The organism is Streptomyces sp. NPDC030165 (assembly GCF_055573595.1).
On record NZ_JBVIBD010000053.1, the window covers coordinates 1 to 17,469 of the forward strand.

A 17,469-nucleotide genomic window follows, 5' to 3' on the forward strand; every position below is an offset into this window, starting at 1 on the left:
GGTCAGCCAGCGGATGCCAATCCGCTCGGGCACCGTGCCCGACGCGTCCGCGAGAACGTGGTAGGTCGTCCCCGGAGTGACCGGGTACGAGGACATGGTGCGGGCCTGCATCTCGCCCGCAGCCGCGCTCTTCACGGTCAGGACGCCGTCGCCGTTCCGGCCGCCGGAGCCCAGCGACAGCGAGCAGTTGAGCTTGGCAGTCCAGCCGCTGGTGTTCGGGTCGATGCTCTCCGTCGTGCTGGACAGCATGTTGCCGGGGATCGCCACGTCTCACCTCCTCCCTGCGCGCAGAACGCTGGTGAGCTGTTGCTGGCCACGGCGCACCCGCACATCGATGAAGCCGGCGAGCGCCTCGTCTCGGGTGTGCACCTCCACGACGACCGGTTCCTCGCCCTGAACGGCAGCGGACGTCATCGCGTCCCACTGCCGACCGGTCAGGACCGCCTCCGGCTTGCCGGTGCCGTTGTAGGTGGCGCTCAGCCCCGGCATGAGCCAACCGCCGGAGTCGTAACCGCCGGGCCGGGCCATGCGCGCCGCCCAGCCGGAGCCGTACCGCGATCGCGCGTAGCGGATGCCCGCGTAGATGTTGGCGTAGGGGTCATACGGGCCGCGGCTGCGATACTTGCCCGCGTAGGCGTTGAAGGTGGGCAGGATCGTTTGGATCAGCCCCATGGACGGGGTGCCGTTACGGGCGTTGATGTCCCACAGGTTGATCGCCTTGGGGTTGCCGCCGGACTCCTTGCGGATCGTCTGCAGCACCGCGGTCAGGTTGTACGGGGAGAACACGCCCAGCTCGCGCAGGACGGCGCTTGCGACGCCGCGCCACTGCTCGACGCCCGCCGAGGGGTTGTACTTGATGTTCGGTACGGAGAGCTTGTCGCCCTTCTCGCCGGCGCCGAGCAGCTTCTCGACCAAGCGCCGCATCCCGCCCTTGAGCAGGCCGGGGAAACCGCCTTCGCCGGGGATCAGGTTGATGGCCGGGTCGATCAGGGACTTGATGCCGTTCTTGATGGCGCCGCCGAAGGTGTCGGCGAGCCACTTGGCGCCCTTCTTGAGTTTGTCCCAGGCGCCGGAGACGAAGTTGCCGATGCCGGAGAAGATGCCGCCGTCGGCGAAGCCGGGCAGGCCGAGGGCGCGCTGGACGCCGCCGACGCCGCCGTGGCGGGCGGCGGCGTTCATGGTGTTCACATAGCCGGGGCCGACCGCGCGGGTCCACTCCGGGCGCATGACAGCCTCGCCGCCGGACAGGGCGGCCAGGTGCACGTCGCGGCCCGGGGTGTAGCCGGGCAGGACACCGCCGGCGGCGAACTTCACCGGGTCCAGCCGCTTCCCGCCGAAAGCGCCGACGACAACGTTCCAGACCCGCCTGATGCCGTTGTTGTAGACAGTGTCGACGATGAACTGGACAGGCTTGCGAGTGATGTCCCGCAGCTTGTTCCAGGCGACGGCGATGGCGTCCTTGGCCGTGGAGAACGCCGTGCCCACCGTGCGCACCGCGCTCTTCAGCGCGTTGAATATCGGCTTGATCGAGTAGTTCCACACGGCGCCGACGACGGCCTTGATGCCGTTCCACACCGGCTTGATGATGTTGTCGTAGAGCCAGCGGAACGCCGAGCCGAGCGGACCGAGAATGTAGGTGCGGGCTGCGGCGAAAATGATTTTCGCGCTGAGCCACCACGCGAGAATGACCAACTTGATGCCGTTGAAGACGGGCTTGGCGATGTTGTTGTAGAGCCAGCTCACGACCGACCCGAGCACCCGGAAACCCGCCTGCATGGCGACGAAGGTGGGGCGGACCACCGTGTTCCACAGCCAGCGGGCGATGACGCCGATGGCGTTGAAAACGGGCTTGAAGGCGTAGTTCCACAGTGCCCGGACCACCGCGGCGACGACGTTGAACGCCACGATCAGCGGGCCGAACACGACGACGGCGATGACGCCGAGCAGGATGCGGGCCGCGGCGCCGATGAAGCCGAAAACCGGGCTGATGACGTTGGTCCACAGCCACATGGCGACCGAGCCGACCCAGCGCAGGGCCGCCCCGATTCCGTTGAGGACAGGCTTGAGGATGGTGTTCCACGCCCACGAGGCGGCCGTCTGGATCCCGGTCCAGGCGGTCTGTACGGCGGTGCGGAACCAGCCGACGCGCTGGTAGGCGACGACTATGGCGGCGCCGAGCGCCAGGATCGCCGTGATCACGAGGATCACGGGGTTGGCGTTCATGACCGCGTTGAACGCGGCCTGCACGATCGTCGCGCCGCGCTGGACCGCCGCCCACGCCAGGATCGCCCCGCGGTAGACGGAGAAGACGGCGGTGGTCAGCGCGACGGCGATGCGCTGCGCGGTGATGGCCACGGTCAGGCCGGTCACGGCGATGCCGATGGGGATCAGCCAGGTTCCCATCGACTGCAGCCAGCCGACCACAGCCGCGCCCGCGTTCCACAGCCCGGTCAGGGCCGGGATGAGGACGGCGGCGACGACCGTGGCGACCGCCCGGATCGGCGGCAGCAGGTTGACGCTGAACCAGTGCGCGACCTGGCCGAGCAGGGGCAGCACCTGCCCGCCGATGATGTTGACCAGGCCCTGCTGCAGCCCCCGAACGAAGACCTCGATCTCGTGCGTGGGGCCGGAGCGGAGCGTCTTGCCGACCTGGTCGGTTGCTCCCTTGAGCGCGCCGAGCTGGGTGGTGGCCCGGGAGACGTCGATGGAGTTGATCGCCTTGCCGAGGTCCTCACCCGGCCCGCCGAACAGGTCAGCTACGACGTTCTGCCAGTCGGCACCCTTGAGAGTGCGCAGCCGGTCGAAGACCAGATCCAGGGCCTTCTGCCCACTGGCGCCCCCCTTGCTGAACTCGGCGACGAACGTCTTGGCGTCGAGCCCGAGCACCTTGAACGCGGCGGCAGTCTTCTCCGTGCCGTCGACGGCACGCAGGGAGAACTCTTTGAAGGCGTCGGCGACCTGGTCGGCGTCCCGGGCGCCGCCCCGGATCGCCTGGTTGATGACGCCGACGGCCTGGGCGCCGTTCAGGCCCATCTTGGCGAACTGCGTCGAGTACTCGTTGATCGTGTCCAGTAGGTCGCCGGCCTTGTCCGCGCCGGACTGGAACCCGCGCGTGATCAGGTCGAATGCCTGGCTGGAGTTCTTCGCCAGCCCGGTGCGCATCAGCTGCGACACCGCGTTGGTGACACCGCCAAGGTCCTGGCCGAAGACGTTCGCGACGTCGCTGGCTTTGGTGGCGATCTGCTGGAGCTGCGCGTTCGTGGTGCCGGGCGGGGCCAGGCCCGCCTGCACGGTCGCCTTGATGGCGTCCGCCGCCTCCTGGAAGGAGTTCGCGACCCCCGAGCCGTACAGCTTGCCGGCGAGCTTGCCCTGGTCGGCGGCGACCTTGTTGGAGGTGCCAAGCTGCGCCTGCAGCGTGCTGGTGATGTTCGCCTGGCTGATGGCGTCCGTAACGCCCTTGACCAGCAGAGCGCCGGCCGCCACGCCCGCCAGGGCGGCGCCCGCCCTGACCTTGTCCCTGAGCCCTTGCCCGGCCGCCTGCCCCGCCTGCCCGCCCGCGTCGGCGGACGGGCCGACCAGCTGACGGCGCAGTTCATCCCCGATGCCCCGGACACTGGGGATGATCTGGATCGTTGCGTAGCCGACGGAGGGCACCGGCGCACCCCCGTCCCTCTACGTCAGGCGATGCGCCCCTCGGCGATGGCCTCCTCGCGGGCGCGCTTGCGGCGCCGGGCGTCTTCGATCCGGGCCACCCGCTCGGGGCTGTGGCGCGGCCTCTTCTGCTCCCACCAGCGCGGGTAGGGCTTCGGGGCCTTGGGCTTGCGCTTCTTCGGGTCGCTGTTGGCCTGCGCCTGATGCCAGTCCATGACCGCGAGCATGTCGAACAGATCGGCCAGGACCCTCATCTCGCCGGTCGCCTCCGGCACGCCGTCGTTCAGGGCGGTGCGGGTGGCGGAGTCCGGAGGCAGCCCGCGCAGGTACACGCCCAGCTCGCGCCACGTCATCTCCCCGGTGAACAAGGCCCGCAGCCGGATGCCGTACACGCGCCGCAGGTCGGCTTCAACGGCCTCCCCGTGCTCCCTCAGGAGCCGTCGGAGGCCGGAGATTCCCCCTCGGCCAGCCCGCAGTGCTCGCGCCAGGCGTTGAACAACGGCATGAGCTTGTACTGCGGCAGTCGGACCTTGCGGAAGTCGTCGTACTGGTCCCCCAGAGCAAGCCGGAACGAGCCGAGGACAGCGGCGATGTCTCCGCCTTCGGCCGCTTCGATCAGATCCCAGCAGTCCATGTCCTGCATGTGGGCGAACTCCCAGCGCCGACCGCCGAAGTGAACCCGGAACGGGGACAAGTCGACCTCGGCCTCGACGGCGTCAAGGTTGAAGTCGAACGGCTGGTCGTCGGCCGGTTTGCGGGGCGCGGTTCGTGCGGTCATGCGCGGTTCTCACTCTCGGGCGTGGCGGGCTTGGTGATCTGGACGTTGGCAGCGGGGACGGTCAGCCGGACCATGCCAGCGCCGTCCGGGCCGAGGGTGACCTCGATGTGGTCAGCCTGGACGATCCACGGGAACGGACGGCCGTCCACCGTGATCCTGCCGCCGGGCTCGACGATGATGGACGTGGCCAGCGGCACGTCATCGGCGGCCGCGGGCCGCTGCTGTTCGGCGGCGAGCGCGGCCACGACCTTGCTGCGTAGATGGCGCGGCAGCTTGCTGCCGGGCTGGACCAGGCCGAGCTGTTCGGCCTTGGCCTGGATCTCGGCGTCGCTGTACGACAGGGGCATGCGCGGTTCTCCCTGTGCGCGGTTGAGAGGTAGGCCGGGGCGCGGTGAACCGCGCGAACTCCGCGCCCCGGGGCCTTAGGCTCCAGCGGTGTACTGGCGGTCGAACAGGACCTTGCCGCTGGTCGGGAAGATGGTGGCGACGAGGGTGACGGACGTCAGGTCGGTCTCGTTTTCCTGGATGTCGCCGTCCACGTCGACCTCGGCGTACTGTGCGGTGATCAGCCGTTTGACGGTGACGCCCTCGCGGGTCTCGAACGCCAGCTTCACGCGGGCGGGCTTCGGCACGATGATCTGCGTTTCCGTGCTGCCCGGCCAGATCAGGCTGCGGGTGGTGGCGTTGTCCTCCAGTGCGACGAACGACTTGGTGAGCTTAAAGTGCGCGCGGCTGGTCCTGACGAGGATGCCGCCCCAGGCGTACTTGTCGTCGGTGTCCTCGTCGCGGGACTCCGTGAACCCCTCGTCACCGTCGAGAAGGCCCACGAGGCCCCACTCAGCGGGGAAGGGGTCGTCGATGGTCGCCGGGTTCACAGCGGTGAGCGGGCCGACGTACACGTCGGCATCCGTCCACAGGCTTGCCTTTGTCGGGTCGCCGGCCACGGCGTCCTCCTCTTACTGGGTCCAGGGGTGGAAGGGCGCGCGGTTCGGCTGTGCGGTCAGGCCGCGGAGGGCCGGACGTTGGCGATGACGGTGAAGGTGGACAGGTCGATGCCGCTGTCCGGGTCGGTCGCGGGCAGCGGGCCGGTGCCCGGGTGTACCGACCGCAGCACGGTGCCGTCGTGAACGAGCAGCAGCCCTTGGCACAGCTGCGCCAGGTCATGGGCCTGGTCAGGGTCGGCGTGCCAGACGGTCACGCCGAGCGTGCAGCGGGCATTGACGGGGTAGCGCGGCAGGTCGGCGTCCTTGCGAACCAGGACGTAGGGCAGGTGCGGCGTCTCGGGGGTGCGGTCGCCCGGCACGCGGGTACCGACCGTGGCTCCGGCCGCATACGGTTCCGGCCGGTCCGCCAGGGCCGCACGCAGCACGCCCGCCGCCGCGGCCTGCGCGTCCGGGAAGACCACCAGGACCTTGCTCACCGCTGCCACGCCCTGACTTCCAGGCCGGCCATGCCGGCGGCCCGGGTCAGGAATCCGGTGCGGGCCTGCCAGCCCATCGCCTCGCGGTGCGCGATGACGACGGTGGCCGCGCCGCGGTCGGTGGTGTAGCCGCGGACCTCGATCGGTGCGCTGGACGGGATCTGTGCGCGGGCGTTTGCCGCCACCCGCGCGGCCAGGCCGTCGATCAGCTCCCGCACTTCGGTGCCGCGCAGGATCTCGCGGACGCCCCTGCTGTCCAGGCGAAACGACGTCAGCGGCATCACGGTCTCCTATCCGGTGGCGCGGGTCATGGTGAACTCGATGTGGTGCACGGCGCCGGTCAGCGGGTCGGGCCAGCGGGCCACTTCGCCCTGGACTTCCAGCGTCATCCCGTTCCACTCGATGCGGTCGCCGGAGCGCACGTCGGCGTCGGTGCCGGGCCGCGACAGGACGCGCCAGCCGGTGACGACTGCCGTGCGGGTCGGGTCGGTGGTCTCGGTCTGCGTGTTGGGCTGGATCGACAGGCCGGTGACGGTCTGCCGGGTGGCCTGCGTCCAGTCCGGCACCGTGTTGCCGCCGCGGTCGGTCCGGACTCCGGGACGCACGGTCACCAGCGACTGGTGGAAGATGGTCACGCACGGTCCCCCCGGTTGAGCCGGTACCGCTCCACGGCCGCCGACCACTGGGCGGTGACGCCGATCGCAGCCTGCACGCCGAACGTCACGGACTCCCCGCCGGCCTGGATGGTCTGCACGCCCGGGTCGAGCCGGTACAGGGCACGGGCCTGGTCGATGACCACCTCGGCGATCTCCTCCGGGACCGTGGCGTACCCGTGGCTGTAGGTGACCTGCACGCACCGCAGCCGGTCCGGCCAGCAGCGGCCCAGCCGCCGCAGGTAGCCGTCAGCGGACCAGGCATAGTCCGCGTCCGGGGTGAGCGCTGCCCCGTCGAGGCTGACCGCGGTGACCGCCGTGACGGGTGCGGCGGGCAGCAGCAGGGACTCCCGGCCGTTGCCGTCCAGCGTCACCACGTCGCCGCTCACCGCGGTGACCGGGTGGCGCACCGCGGTGCGGAAGCGGCTGGAGGCTGCGGCAAGAGCCTGCCGCAGCCTCGGGTCACTGTCGGCTACTTGAAGCCATACGGCCAGGTCGGCGGGGTCGGCCAGGTAGTCAGTCGTCGCCACCGCCCGCACCGCCCTTGTCGGCCGCGGTACGGGCCTTGTTGCGGGTAGTCCGCGCCTTGGCGGACGTCTCGGTCTGCTCCGGCTGCTCCTCGGTCTCGTGCTGCGGTGCGTCGAGCACGCCGAGCCGCCGGGCGTCGTGCTCGTTGAGCTTCATCGTGGTCACCACGCCGGAGACGGTGGTGACCTCGTACTTCTTCAGGGGCCCGCCCACGGCGGCCACCTCCATCCGTTCGTCGACGGGGACCGTGTCCGAGGGGGTGCCGCACGTGGCGTGCTCGCCGCCGCACACGGGGCACCGCCCCCGGACCGACCGGGACGTGAACAGCGTCACGAGGACTTGATGAGCCCGGCCGCGCGGAGCGCCGCCAGCAGGGCATTGATCTTGTTGGCGCAGTCGGCGGCCGTCGCGCTCCCCGGCGTGGGGATATCGGCGACGGCAGCGGCCTGCTTGCCTTCGCGGGCCGCGCCTGCGCCCGGGTTCAGATACGCCATGGTCCGTCCTCCGATCAGGCGGTGAGGTCGACTTCGACGAACGCGTTGGGCTGGATGATCCCGAACGCGGCGCGCATCTCGGCGAGGATCGCGACCATGTTGCGGATGAAGAAGTCCGCGTGGCTGTCGGTCATCGTGATCGACGCCTGTTCGCGGTCCCACAGGATGGCCTTGCGGAAATCGCCGACGTAGCCGGTGCCGGCCGGGACGGCCTCGGTCTCGATGATGGGCAGACCCCACAGGGTGCCGGCGGTGCCGACGCCGGACGGGCCGCCGAAGTAGTAGCGGGCCTCGTTGTCCTGCAGCAGGTCGATGGACTCCAGGTCGGCCGGGTTGAGCAGGTAGGCGTTGGCGACGGACCGGCCCACCAGGCGCACCTTGGTCTTGGCCTTGCGCAGGGTGGTGAGGATGTTGGTGTCCCACGCCTGCGCCTGCACGCCGGAGACGTTGGACAGGCCCTCGAAGTTCTCTCCGGTGTTGTCACCGGAGATCATCTGGTCTTCGAGCTCCTCCTCCAGCCCGTAGCGGAGGAAGTTGTCGATCAGCGTGCGGACCTGCGCGGCGTCCGACAGGGCCCGCTTGGTGATCGGAATCCAGTGCGCGATGGTGCGCACCGGCGTGGTCACCTTCGCCGCGGCCAGCCCGGACTCGGGCTTGGTGCCGGACGTGCCGGTGGTAGCGGTGGCCTCCGCGACCGGGGCGGCGTTGTTGGTCGTCCCGGTGATCCGCACGTACTCGACGGTGTCGGAGGTGGTGCGGCCCGAGGAGACCACGTCGCGCAGCATCAGCGGGCGCTGGAAGGCGTCCAGGCCGACGCGCTGGCCGAGGTAGTCGTTGACGACCCAGGCGCCCGCCGAGGTGTCGCTGGCGCCGGTGACCAGGGACTTGTAGCCGACGGGGCGGGACTGGACGCGCTGCTTCTCCTGGAAGCGGCCGTTGGGCGCCATGTCCATCAGCGCCGCGTACTCGCCCGACTTCACGAACGTCTCGCCCAGCGACGTCTTCTCGTCGGGCACGATCAGCCCGGCCGGGGTGCGCTTCTCACCGGACTTCTCGTTGAGCTCGACGCCTTCGCCGAGGTCGGCGAGGGCCTGGCGCATCGTCGCGGTGGCCTTGGCCTTCTCCAGGCCCTGCTTGGCCTCTTTGGCCTTGGCCATGTGCTCGTTGAGCTGCGTGCGTTCGGTGTCGGTGAAGTCCCGGTCGTCGGCCTCGGCCTTCGCGGCGATTTCGCGGGCTTCCTTCAGGTGGTGCGTGAGCTCCTCGGTGAGCTCGTCGGTCTTGACCGGCATGGGGTCCTCATCCCGTGAGCGTGGAGACCTCTGCCTCAAGGGCGGCGAGGTCGGCGAGCTGGCGGAGTGAGGCGGGGCTCGGCTTGGCCGGAGCGTCCTTGGCCGCAGGCGGCGGCGAGGACGGCTCGGGCGAGACGGGCGTGGCCTTCTCATCGTCATCGGTGGCGCTGCCGGACAGGGATTCCAGCAGCTCCTTGGCGAGGCGCGCGATGTCTTTGACGCGCTGCTCGTTCTTGGCCGACAGCGTCCTGCCGGCCTTCTCCGCCATGGCCTCCTGTACGGCCTGGCGGATGGTCTCGGTGTCGCGCCCGGAGGTGCCCTCGACGGCGACGCGCAGCAGCGGCACCTCGGCGGACTTCACGTCCAGCAGTTCGGTGGCCTGGTTGGCGCCGATCAGGGTGGGGCCGACCTCGTAGAGCTTGAGCTTGCGCAGCTCGAACGCGTCGCCGCCTGCCTCGCCGTCATCGTCGTCCTTGGCCTTGGCCGGGCCGCCGTCCAGGACGTCGTAAGCGAAAGAGAACTGGGTGACGCGGCGGCCCTTGAGCAGCTTGTAGACCTGCGCGGCCTTCGGCGCGTCCAGGTCCAGGCGGGCCTTGACCCACAGGCCCTCATCGCGCTCCTCGGCCTCCAATACCTCACCGATGTGGTAGTCCGGATCGTGGCTCATGTGTGACCACAGCACCGGGATCGGGTTGCCGCTGCTCTTCCACTCGCCGAGGGTGTCGGCGAACGCCCCCGGCATGATCTTGTCGCCGACACTGTCGACGTTGTACGCGGCGACGATCGCCTCGAACACCCCGTCGTCGGTGCCTTCGTGCTCGCCCGCCGCCTTGATGCGCACGGGGCAGCTCTTGATTCGCATGGTCACTCCGTTGCGTAGTCCAGGCGGCAGTTGCAGTTCGCGGTTTCCTTCGCCTCGCCCTTGCCGTCGCCCGGCCAGCGCAGCCCGTTGCCGAACACGTCGTCCAAGGCGACGGTTTCGCCGTCCAGGGCCCGGTGCGAGGCGCGCGGGTTCTTCCCGCCGGTGCGCCACACCTTCCGCGTCAGCCCCGAGGCGCCGGCCGCGTCGTGCCCGCCGAAGGAGCGGGCCTCGGTCGATGCGGTGGCCGCCCGCACGGCGGCGGTCGTGTGCCACAGGTCGGCGGCCTGCAGCAGGGCCGCCGCCAGCGATGCGCCGGGCTCCTCTGCCTCGGTGACAGCTGCCTCCACCGCGTCCCGGCCGGCCTGCTCGTGCTGCTCGGCGTGCGACTCGGCCGCGGCCAGCAGCCACGGCAGCATCACCTCGGGATCCCATCCGGCCGCCTGCGGGTTGACGGCGTCCAGCACGTCCCATGCGGCCAGCTGGGCGATGCGGTAGCCGTGGTCGGCCAGCAGCGCCGTCAGTTCCGCCAGGCGGTCCTGGCTGCCGCCGTCCCACCAGGCCAGCACGTCCCCGGACGCCTTCGCCCCGGCCTGCGCGAGCAGGGCGTCGGTCTGCCGCTTCGTCCAGCGCCCGAGGGCCGTGGTGAAGCGGTCACGCTCCTCGTCGAAGCTGCCGATCTGCTCCGGCCTGGCGGCTGCCTTCAACAGCACCAGGCCCGCGCCTTTTGGGGTGTCGGCGGGCTCCTCCTCGGGCGCAGTGTCCCGCGGGGACGCGAGCCCGCCCTCGGTCACGTTCAGCGGCGTGATCAGCGAGTCGCCGCCGTCCAGGCGCGACAGATTGAAGCGGGCCCGCTGCTCGTTGACCGTCATCCACGGCCGGCCCGTCGCCGTGCTCGCTGCGGCAGCCTGCTCCTCGAAGCTGCCCCGCATCTTCTCCGCCAGGTTGAACTCGACATACACGTCGCCGGAGTCCGGCAGGTCGGGGATGAGCTGCAGGCCGATGTCCTCCTGGATGGAGGTCAGCCACGGCCCGAGTGTGTCCTGGTAGAGCTGCTGATGCTGCTCGCGGATGTTGGAGAACGTCGCATGGTCCAAGATGCCGACCATCGGCAGCGGAATGTGGTAGGCCGCCGCCACCTCTTCCCTCGTGAGCTTGCGGGCCTCGATGTACTGAGCTTTCTGCGGGTCCAGCGCGAGCTGCTGGTACTCCATGCCGTCCTCAAGGATCGGCGTGCCGCCCTCCGCCCCGCCGCCGGCCGCATACGCCCGCCACGTCTCCCGGAACCGCGAGCGCGCCTCCGGTGACCACGCCCCCGCATCGGCCGGCCGCTTCAGCACACCCGACATGCGCCCGCCGCGGCGCCACATCTGCTCCCGCGACCGCGACGCCTCGAACTCCTCCGCCAGCATCGACCTCAGCGCCTCGATCGGAGAGGCGCCGATGCGCAGGTCCACCGGGTCGTAGCCGTGAAAGTGCACGACCTGATCAGGAGTCAGGTCCAGGTCGCCGCGGGAGCCGTGGATGCGGAACTTCTCCGGCTCCAGCCAGCTGTCGCCCCGCACCTCCACCCGGAACGGCGGCACCGGAATCACCCCGGCCAGGCCGCCACCCTCCAGCCGCACCTTCACCCAGAACGCCGCGTCGTAGATGCCCAGATCACACACCAGGCGCTCGATCAGCCGGTACCGGGTGAGCTTGGCGCCCGGCGCCGCCAGGATCCGGGCCAGGGGGTGGTCGGTGAGGCGCTCTCGGTCCGTGTCCGAGACCCGCCGGAACACGTGCAGTCCCAGCTGCGCGATGTTGCGGGCCAGGAACGACACGACGGTGCGGATCTGCGGCTGCCTGCGGTACAGGTGCGCGTAGTCGGCGTACACCGAGTCCGCGAGCTGCACGTACATCGGCATCTGCACGTCGGGCATCAGCGCCACGGACGACAGCTGGCCCTGGGAGACGACGAATACCACGTCAGCCTCCCGTCGTGACCTGGATGAACTCCACGCGGGCCCGCTCGATGACCACTTCGCCGTCGATGGGGGTATCCGCGGCGCCGTGCTGCATCAGCGTGGCGTCCCGCAGCACCAGCAGCGGCCCCCGCTTCGCCCACAGCACCCCCGTGAACGCCTTGTCGGTGAGATTCACGATCACGCGCTTGCGCAGCGCGGTACGACGCCACCAGAACACGACAGCCCCCTCACACGACCTCCAGGCCGCCATCCTCGTAAGCGCTGCGGACCGGCTGCTCGCGCGTCATCGCCTCCGACAAGGCGGTGATGAGTGACGCCACCGCATCGATCTTGTCTCCGGCCCTGTCCTTGGCCGGCTTCACATTGCCCGCCGGGTCCATGGCGACCGCGAAGTTGTCCACCTGCCAGCGCACGCACGGATTGCCGCCGTGGCGCAGCAGCGGCTTCTGCGCCGTTCCCGCCAAGAGCAGGCGCTGCAGTTCCTTCGTCGGCGGTGACATCGTGGCGAAGCCCTGCCGGACCTTCACCATCGGCGCCCCGTCCTCCATCAGATCGTTGGTGAGCTGGGAAGCGTTCCACGGGTCGTAGCCCAGGCTGCGGACATCGAAGGCGTCCAGGTCCCGCTGGATCTGCGCGCGGATAAAGTCGTAGTCCACGACGTTGCCCGGCGTGGTGTGCAGCAGGCCCTGCCGCACCCATACGCTCGCCTCGCCCGCGGTCCGCTTGTCGAGGTCCCTGAGCCGCTCCTCCGGCGTCCAGACGCGCCACAGGGCATCGAAGCCACCGCGCTCGTCATCCGGGAACAGCCAGCACAAAGACGTCAGGTCCTGTGTCGCCGACAGGTCCAGGCCCCCGAACGCCTCGCGGCCGACGAGCTGCCGTTCGGCGACCATGGAGGCGTTGCGGTCCCAGTCCTCCAGCTGCAGATACTTCGTCTCCTGCTTGGTGCGCAGCCCCAGATGCAGACGCTGGAACTTCGCCAAATCCGCCGGAGACTGCTTCGCCTCGGCAGCCGCGCCGCGCAGGTAGGCCGCCGAGGGTGACACCCCGAACCCGGGGTTCGCGGCCCGCCACGTCTCCTCAGAGAACGGATCCGCGTCCGGATCAGCGCCCCACACGACGCCGTAAGTGTCCGGGTCGAGCAGCGCGCCACGGGCCAGCTGCTCGACATAGCCGCGCTTGCGGTCGTAGATGCTGCCCTGCCGCGAATCGTCCGCCGTCGTGATCGTCACGACCAGCGGCTGCCTCCTTGACCCCGTCCCCGTCTCGACCGTCTCCACCAGATCGGGCGTCTTATGGACGTGGAGTTCGTCGATGATGGCGCCGTGCACGTTCGCGCCGTGCATCGCCTCCGCGATCGACGACACCACCGTGAAGTACGAGCCCGACGCCGGATGCGTAATCTTCTTCGTGAACGCCTTGACGTTGCCCTTCAGCGCCGGCGCCCGCTCGGCAATCTGCCGGATCGGGTCGAACGTGAAGCGGGCCTGCCGCTCGTTCGTCGCCACCGCATACACCTGCGCGCCAGCCTCCCCGTCGCCGGCCATCAGGTACACCGCGATACCGCCGCTCAAGGTGGTCTTGCCGTTGCGGCGCGGCACCTCCACATACAGCTTGCGCACGATCCGCACATAGCCGTCGGCCTCGTCGTCCCACCGCACGTAGCCGAACACCGGCGCCAGGATGTAGGCGACCTGCCACGGGTCCGGGTCCAGCGGCTTCCCCGCCCACTTGCCCTGCGTGTGCCGCAGCAGGTGAAACGCCCGCAGCACCCGATCCACCCGCTCCGGGTCGAAGACCGCGCCCGCCGCGTGCCGCGGCGACGGCGTGTGGAACCGCGGCGGACAGTCCGGCAGCGGGATGCCCCGCCCCTCCAGGTACCAGGCGACCTCGGGGCTGATCCCCGCCTCAGCCGGGGCCCGCGAACGGGTTCGCTTCGTCGCCATCGTCGCCCCCGCCTCGCGCCAGGGCCTGCTCCGTGGACGGCGTCAGGCCGAAGTGCGCTGCCCACGACCGCATCTCCCGGCCGGCATTGCGGGCGATCGCCACACACGGATGCGCGAGCTTGCCCTGCCTCGCCTCGATGACAAGCCCTTCCTCCTGCACCACGCGCGTCGCCGACACGAACGTCGCCCACGCCTCGCAGTACGCCGCGAGGGCAGCCCGGTCCTGCTCCTTGACCAAGTCCAGACGGGACAGCTCGGGCAGTACCCGCTTCCACTCCGCCGCCGCCTCGCGCGACAGCCACGTCGGCGGCTTCGGCGGTACCCGCTTGAACGCCGGACCCGGCTCCACCTTCCGGCCGCCCGAGTCCCGGCCAGCAGACCGCCCGGAGATCAGCTTCAGGGCGGCCGGCGCAGCTGCCTTGGCCATGGCAGACCCCCTGTCAACGAGGTGAGCGTGCGCCTTCCGAGTTGACCGCGGCGGGCCCCCAGACGATCACGCCAGCGATTCCGACTCCCCTACCCCCGGGGTGACCTGGGGCGGAGCATGGCGCGGCGCCGGTTGGCCGCAGCAGCCTCGGCCTTGGATTTGATCTCGTGGCAGGGCTGGCAGATCAGTCCGAGGTTGTCCATGTCGCGGGCCGCACCGCCTTCGCTCACCGGCCGTTTGTGTTCGAGGTCGTAGGTCTCGCCTTCGCCGGCCTCGCGTCCGCACACGTAGCAGGTGTTGTTGTCGCGGATCGCCACGCGCTTCTTCAGGGCACGCATGGTGCCGCTGCTCATGCCGTAGCGGTCCTGCTTGCGTGGCCGTCCTGCCCAGGGCTGAGGCTGGCAGTCGTCACAGCGCCCGTGCTTGGTGGCGAGGTTGGTGCAGCCGACGCGTGCGCATCTGCTGGGCGGAGCCGTGGGCATGACCGCATCCCCTCCTGTCCGACTGTCCTGTGTGTCACAGCGCGGCCTGCCGGGCTGCGCTGTGAGGTGACTCCAGAGGCCGGGGCCGGGCCTCCGGGGGGGCGCCCCGAGGGGGGAACGGGGAGGGGGATGCACCGGGCGGGGGCTACCCCTGAGCGGCGACCTTGTAGGCGGTGAGCTTCAGTTCGGCGTTGTCCACGTCGATCTGGAGGGTGGGGCCGTACAGGCGCGTGGGGAACGGGCCGATGCGCCGTGTGGCCGAGGTCGGGATGGTCCACGCCTTGGCGGGTACGGCCACTCCGTCCACGGTGCTGGCGAAGAGCGCGGAGACGGTGCGGGACACGGTAGAGCCGCTGTTGCGGACTTCGAGCCATACCGAGCCGTCGTTGTTCACGCTGTGGTTGTTGGTCGCGTCGCCGTTGACCTCGGTCGCGGGGGCGACGCCAGCCCTGGTGATCTGCGTGACGGGGATGTTGACGCGGGGCATCGGGCCCTCCTGGGCTGGTCAGTCGTCGGGCTTGCTCACGCCGGTGGCCTCGCCGTTGACGAGGGTGGCGAAGATCCTGGCCTGTGCTTCCTTGCGCGCGGGCACAGGCTGCAGGAGGACGCCTCCCTCAGCGCCTTCGATGGTAATGAACAGCTGGTTCATGTCCTTCTTGAGCGCAAGGGCGAACAGGCCGGTAAGCAGGACGCGGGTCGCGGTGACGCGTTTGCCGGCTTCCTCGCCGCGCTCGATGGTCACGTGCGCGCCGTCGAGAGGCACCGGCTCTTGGTTCGGCGCGTGGGCCTTGCCGCCCATGACGGTGACGCCGGCTGCCGCCGCCGCTGTCCGGATCTTGTTAGCGCGGGCCTTGGCGGCCTTCTCCTCGTCGGTCTTCTTCGAGCCGAACATGGCGTCCCCCATCGGTGCGCGGTTGGTGGCGTCATGGTGACGCACGGGCCGCATGAGGGGAACGGGTTTGATCGGATTGGTGCCTGCTGCCCGGCTGGGCCGCCTCGGGGCCGGGCAGCAGGCGGGGCCCGCCCTGGGGGACGTCGGGCCCGTCAAGGGGTCAGGCGGCGTGGGGTGCTCGCTGTGGTGTGGGCCGGTAGGTGGCGGCGAGGGCGCGTATCTCCGGCAGGGCGTACATGGTGCGGGCGGCGTGGCCGAGTCCGGTGGGCCGGCCGTCGCCGCGGAAGCGCTGGATGCGGCCCCGGGAGGCCCATTTGCGGATGACGGTGGCGGGCACGCCGGTGAGGCGTTCTGCTTCGTGGGCGTAGACGAGGTCGTCGGGGTAGAGGTCGTGCGGGCGCATGGCACCTCCCCCGGCATGCAGAAAGCCCCCGACGGTGTCGGGGGCTCCTGTGTGGTTGAAGGGCACACTACTGGCGCCTGCGATCACTGTGACATAGCGGTGATCGGCGGTCAAGCACAGGCGGAAATCAGCCCCGCTCTCCTCGCTCGCCGGCAGCGCCGCGGAGCTTGGATACTGCCCATCCGGCGGCGAGGACGATGCCGATGAACGTGACGCCGATGAAAGGCAGGTTGTCGCCGACGGTGCCGATGATGCCGATGAGGGTGCCGCCCATCATGACGACGATGGTGACGAGTGCGCCGGTGCATACGACGATGACGGCCAGGATCAGGAAGGTGATGATGATGAGGCGCTGCAGCTCGGGCGGCAGGCCCTGCTGTACGGGCGCCTGCACGACGACCGGCGGCGGGGGCTGGCCGATGGTGAAGTGGACGGGCCTGCCGTGCTCGTCGTAGAGCACGTTCGGAGGCCGGTGGTGGGCGGGGGCGGGCAGCGGCTGCCCGCCGTACTGGTGCTGCGGGTCGGGCAGCGGCTGCGGGTCCATGATGGTGGGGCTCCTCTCGGGTCAGTCGTTGAAGTACTCGTTGAGGCAGTCGCTGGACTCGCGGGCCGCGACTGCGACTTCGCGACGCTCCTCGGCGGCGCGCTGGTGTATCCCGGCGGCCGTCGTCTTGCCGTCGGCGGCCAGGCGGTCGGCGATCTTCTGGGCCCGGTCGGCCGACTGGTCGTAGTCGGCGGCGATGGCCTCGCGTCCGGGCATCGCGTCGATGGCGGCCTGGTGTTCGGTGTTGATCCAACCGCTGAGGTTGCACACGATCCGGTCGCCGTCGGTGGCCCATGCGGGGTCGGCGCTGACGGCCTTATATGCTTCGTCGGCGGTGGTGAAGTGCTGGGTGAAGCCTTCGTCGCCCCAGCCGCCGCCGCAGACGTCGCAGCGGGCCACGTAGCAGGTGTCGGTAGTGATCGACATGGTCGGCTCCTTTCAGCGGCGGCCGTAGCGGCCGTTGTCGAGCTTGGTGAAGCTGCGCATCTCGTAGCCGCCGGTCTCGGTGTCGCGTTCGACGACGACGTGCTCACGGCCGTGGCGGACGCGCCAGCCTTCGGCCGACCAGCGGTGCAGGTCGTCGTCGCCGACGGTGCCGCGGCGTTCGGCGCGGGACGGCTTGTTCGCGGCCGGCTCGGCGCCGTCGGGGTACTTCGGAGCGAACGGGTTCCAGGGCATATGGGTCTCCTCTCAGATGGTCAGCGGGCGTTCTTGATGTCGTCGTCGGTTGCGCCGGCGGCGAGGGCTTCGCTGTAGGCGGCGAGGGCGTTATCGCGTGCGGCGTGGGTGTCGGGGTGATCGAAGCCCTTGGCGTTGACGGTCTCGGCGAGCTGCTGGACGGCGTCGGCGGCGTTCTGGGCTGCACTCATGGCGGTCTCCTTCAGGGGCGGTTGCTGTCGGCTGCGGTGTGGGCTTCGGCGCAGGTGGCGAGGTGCTGGTCGGTCCAGTCCCAGGCGGCCAGCAGGCCCTCGCGGTACGGGCCGTCGACGTACCGCTCGGCGCTGCCGTGGACCTCGCCGATACCGAACGGAACGGTGGTGGCGCAGGCGTGGCGGCGAGCGATGGCCTGCACGGCCACGTCGATGACCACGCCACCGTCATCGCTGTACGCGCGCATCTGCTGGCCGGGGACCCGG

The 17,469-nt window shown here is 70.1% G+C and carries 26 protein-coding genes and 1 pseudogene; all 27 read right to left on the reverse strand.

Annotated elements, in window-relative coordinates:
• Positions 1–267 (reverse strand): annotated as a pseudogene (locus ACZ4Z1_RS41550) (hypothetical protein); the annotation flags it as partial.
• Between the two features lie 3 nt (positions 268–270).
• Entirely contained in the window at positions 271–3,654 is a 3,384-nt protein-coding gene (locus ACZ4Z1_RS41555) for a phage tail tape measure protein (protein ID WP_468491909.1), read from the reverse strand.
• Between the two features lie 23 nt (positions 3,655–3,677).
• Complete coding sequence (locus ACZ4Z1_RS41560) at positions 3,678–4,043, reverse strand: hypothetical protein (RefSeq protein ID WP_468491910.1); 366 nt, start codon at positions 4,041–4,043, stop codon at positions 3,678–3,680.
• Between the two features lie 38 nt (positions 4,044–4,081).
• On the reverse strand, positions 4,082–4,429 hold the full coding sequence (locus tag ACZ4Z1_RS41565; RefSeq protein ID WP_468491911.1) for a hypothetical protein: 348 nt from the start codon (positions 4,427–4,429) through the stop codon (positions 4,082–4,084).
• Entirely contained in the window at positions 4,426–4,776 is a 351-nt protein-coding gene (locus ACZ4Z1_RS41570; RefSeq protein WP_468491912.1) for a hypothetical protein, read from the reverse strand. The genes ACZ4Z1_RS41565 and ACZ4Z1_RS41570 overlap by 4 nt, the downstream gene beginning before the upstream one ends.
• Positions 4,777–4,851: 75 nt before the next feature.
• The gene (locus ACZ4Z1_RS41575; RefSeq protein WP_468491913.1) at positions 4,852–5,373 is read right to left on the reverse strand and encodes a hypothetical protein; all 522 of its coding nucleotides are present in this window, start codon (positions 5,371–5,373) and stop codon (positions 4,852–4,854) included.
• Positions 5,374–5,429: 56 nt separating this feature from the next.
• The gene (locus tag ACZ4Z1_RS41580) at positions 5,430–5,858 is read right to left on the reverse strand and encodes a hypothetical protein (RefSeq protein WP_468491914.1); all 429 of its coding nucleotides are present in this window, start codon (positions 5,856–5,858) and stop codon (positions 5,430–5,432) included.
• Positions 5,846–6,130 (reverse strand): hypothetical protein, encoded by a 285-nt coding sequence (locus ACZ4Z1_RS41585; protein ID WP_468491915.1) that lies wholly within the window; start codon positions 6,128–6,130, stop codon positions 5,846–5,848. Before ACZ4Z1_RS41585 ends, ACZ4Z1_RS41580 begins: the two co-directional genes overlap by 13 nt.
• Positions 6,131–6,139: 9 nt before the next feature.
• Positions 6,140–6,484 carry a hypothetical protein gene (locus ACZ4Z1_RS41590; RefSeq protein ID WP_468491916.1) on the reverse strand — a complete coding sequence of 115 codons (345 nt, stop codon included), beginning with the start codon at positions 6,482–6,484 and terminating at the stop codon, positions 6,140–6,142.
• Positions 6,481–7,032 (reverse strand): mobile element protein, encoded by a 552-nt coding sequence (locus tag ACZ4Z1_RS41595; RefSeq protein ID WP_468491917.1) that lies wholly within the window; start codon positions 7,030–7,032, stop codon positions 6,481–6,483. The genes ACZ4Z1_RS41590 and ACZ4Z1_RS41595 overlap by 4 nt, the downstream gene beginning before the upstream one ends.
• On the reverse strand, positions 7,019–7,363 hold the full coding sequence (locus ACZ4Z1_RS41600) for a hypothetical protein (RefSeq protein WP_468491918.1): 345 nt from the start codon (positions 7,361–7,363) through the stop codon (positions 7,019–7,021). Before ACZ4Z1_RS41600 ends, ACZ4Z1_RS41595 begins: the two co-directional genes overlap by 14 nt.
• Positions 7,360–7,524: a hypothetical protein gene (locus ACZ4Z1_RS41605; protein WP_468491919.1), complete on the reverse strand. Its 165-nt coding sequence runs from the start codon at positions 7,522–7,524 to the stop codon at positions 7,360–7,362. The genes ACZ4Z1_RS41600 and ACZ4Z1_RS41605 overlap by 4 nt, the downstream gene beginning before the upstream one ends.
• 14 nt (positions 7,525–7,538) lie before the next feature.
• A complete protein-coding gene (locus tag ACZ4Z1_RS41610; protein ID WP_468491920.1) occupies positions 7,539–8,813 on the reverse strand; it encodes a phage major capsid protein in 1,275 nt (424 codons plus the stop codon).
• A 7-nt stretch (positions 8,814–8,820) separates the two neighbouring features.
• Positions 8,821–9,675, reverse strand: coding sequence for an HK97 family phage prohead protease (locus tag ACZ4Z1_RS41615; RefSeq protein WP_468491921.1), 855 nt, complete (start codon positions 9,673–9,675; stop codon positions 8,821–8,823).
• Between the two features lie 2 nt (positions 9,676–9,677).
• Positions 9,678–11,639, reverse strand: a complete 1,962-nt coding sequence (locus ACZ4Z1_RS41620; RefSeq protein WP_468491922.1) for a phage portal protein — start codon at positions 11,637–11,639, stop codon at positions 9,678–9,680.
• Between the two features lies 1 nt (position 11,640).
• Positions 11,641–11,856, reverse strand: a complete 216-nt coding sequence (locus ACZ4Z1_RS41625) for a hypothetical protein (protein ID WP_468491923.1) — start codon at positions 11,854–11,856, stop codon at positions 11,641–11,643.
• Positions 11,857–11,866: 10 nt separating this feature from the next.
• Entirely contained in the window at positions 11,867–13,585 is a 1,719-nt protein-coding gene (locus ACZ4Z1_RS41630; protein ID WP_468491924.1) for a terminase large subunit, read from the reverse strand.
• Entirely contained in the window at positions 13,548–14,012 is a 465-nt protein-coding gene (locus ACZ4Z1_RS41635) for a phage terminase small subunit P27 family (protein WP_468491925.1), read from the reverse strand. Before ACZ4Z1_RS41635 ends, ACZ4Z1_RS41630 begins: the two co-directional genes overlap by 38 nt.
• Positions 14,013–14,101: 89 nt before the next feature.
• Positions 14,102–14,494, reverse strand: coding sequence for an HNH endonuclease (locus tag ACZ4Z1_RS41640; protein WP_468491926.1), 393 nt, complete (start codon positions 14,492–14,494; stop codon positions 14,102–14,104).
• Positions 14,495–14,639: 145 nt separating this feature from the next.
• Positions 14,640–14,981: a hypothetical protein gene (locus ACZ4Z1_RS41645; RefSeq protein WP_468491927.1), complete on the reverse strand. Its 342-nt coding sequence runs from the start codon at positions 14,979–14,981 to the stop codon at positions 14,640–14,642.
• Positions 14,982–14,999: 18 nt separating this feature from the next.
• Positions 15,000–15,386 carry a hypothetical protein gene (locus ACZ4Z1_RS41650; RefSeq protein ID WP_468491928.1) on the reverse strand — a complete coding sequence of 129 codons (387 nt, stop codon included), beginning with the start codon at positions 15,384–15,386 and terminating at the stop codon, positions 15,000–15,002.
• A gap of 160 nt (positions 15,387–15,546) precedes the next feature.
• Positions 15,547–15,789 carry a hypothetical protein gene (locus tag ACZ4Z1_RS41655; protein ID WP_468491844.1) on the reverse strand — a complete coding sequence of 81 codons (243 nt, stop codon included), beginning with the start codon at positions 15,787–15,789 and terminating at the stop codon, positions 15,547–15,549.
• 127 nt (positions 15,790–15,916) lie between these two features.
• Positions 15,917–16,333, reverse strand: coding sequence for a hypothetical protein (locus ACZ4Z1_RS41660; protein ID WP_468491929.1), 417 nt, complete (start codon positions 16,331–16,333; stop codon positions 15,917–15,919).
• A gap of 21 nt (positions 16,334–16,354) precedes the next feature.
• Positions 16,355–16,759 (reverse strand): hypothetical protein, encoded by a 405-nt coding sequence (locus tag ACZ4Z1_RS41665; protein ID WP_468491930.1) that lies wholly within the window; start codon positions 16,757–16,759, stop codon positions 16,355–16,357.
• A gap of 12 nt (positions 16,760–16,771) precedes the next feature.
• Positions 16,772–17,011, reverse strand: a complete 240-nt coding sequence (locus tag ACZ4Z1_RS41670; protein WP_468491931.1) for a hypothetical protein — start codon at positions 17,009–17,011, stop codon at positions 16,772–16,774.
• 20 nt (positions 17,012–17,031) lie between these two features.
• Positions 17,032–17,202 carry a hypothetical protein gene (locus ACZ4Z1_RS41675; protein WP_468491932.1) on the reverse strand — a complete coding sequence of 57 codons (171 nt, stop codon included), beginning with the start codon at positions 17,200–17,202 and terminating at the stop codon, positions 17,032–17,034.
• An 11-nt stretch (positions 17,203–17,213) separates the two neighbouring features.
• A partial coding sequence (locus ACZ4Z1_RS41680) for a hypothetical protein (RefSeq protein ID WP_468491933.1) occupies positions 17,214–17,469 on the reverse strand: 256 nt, incomplete at its 5' end.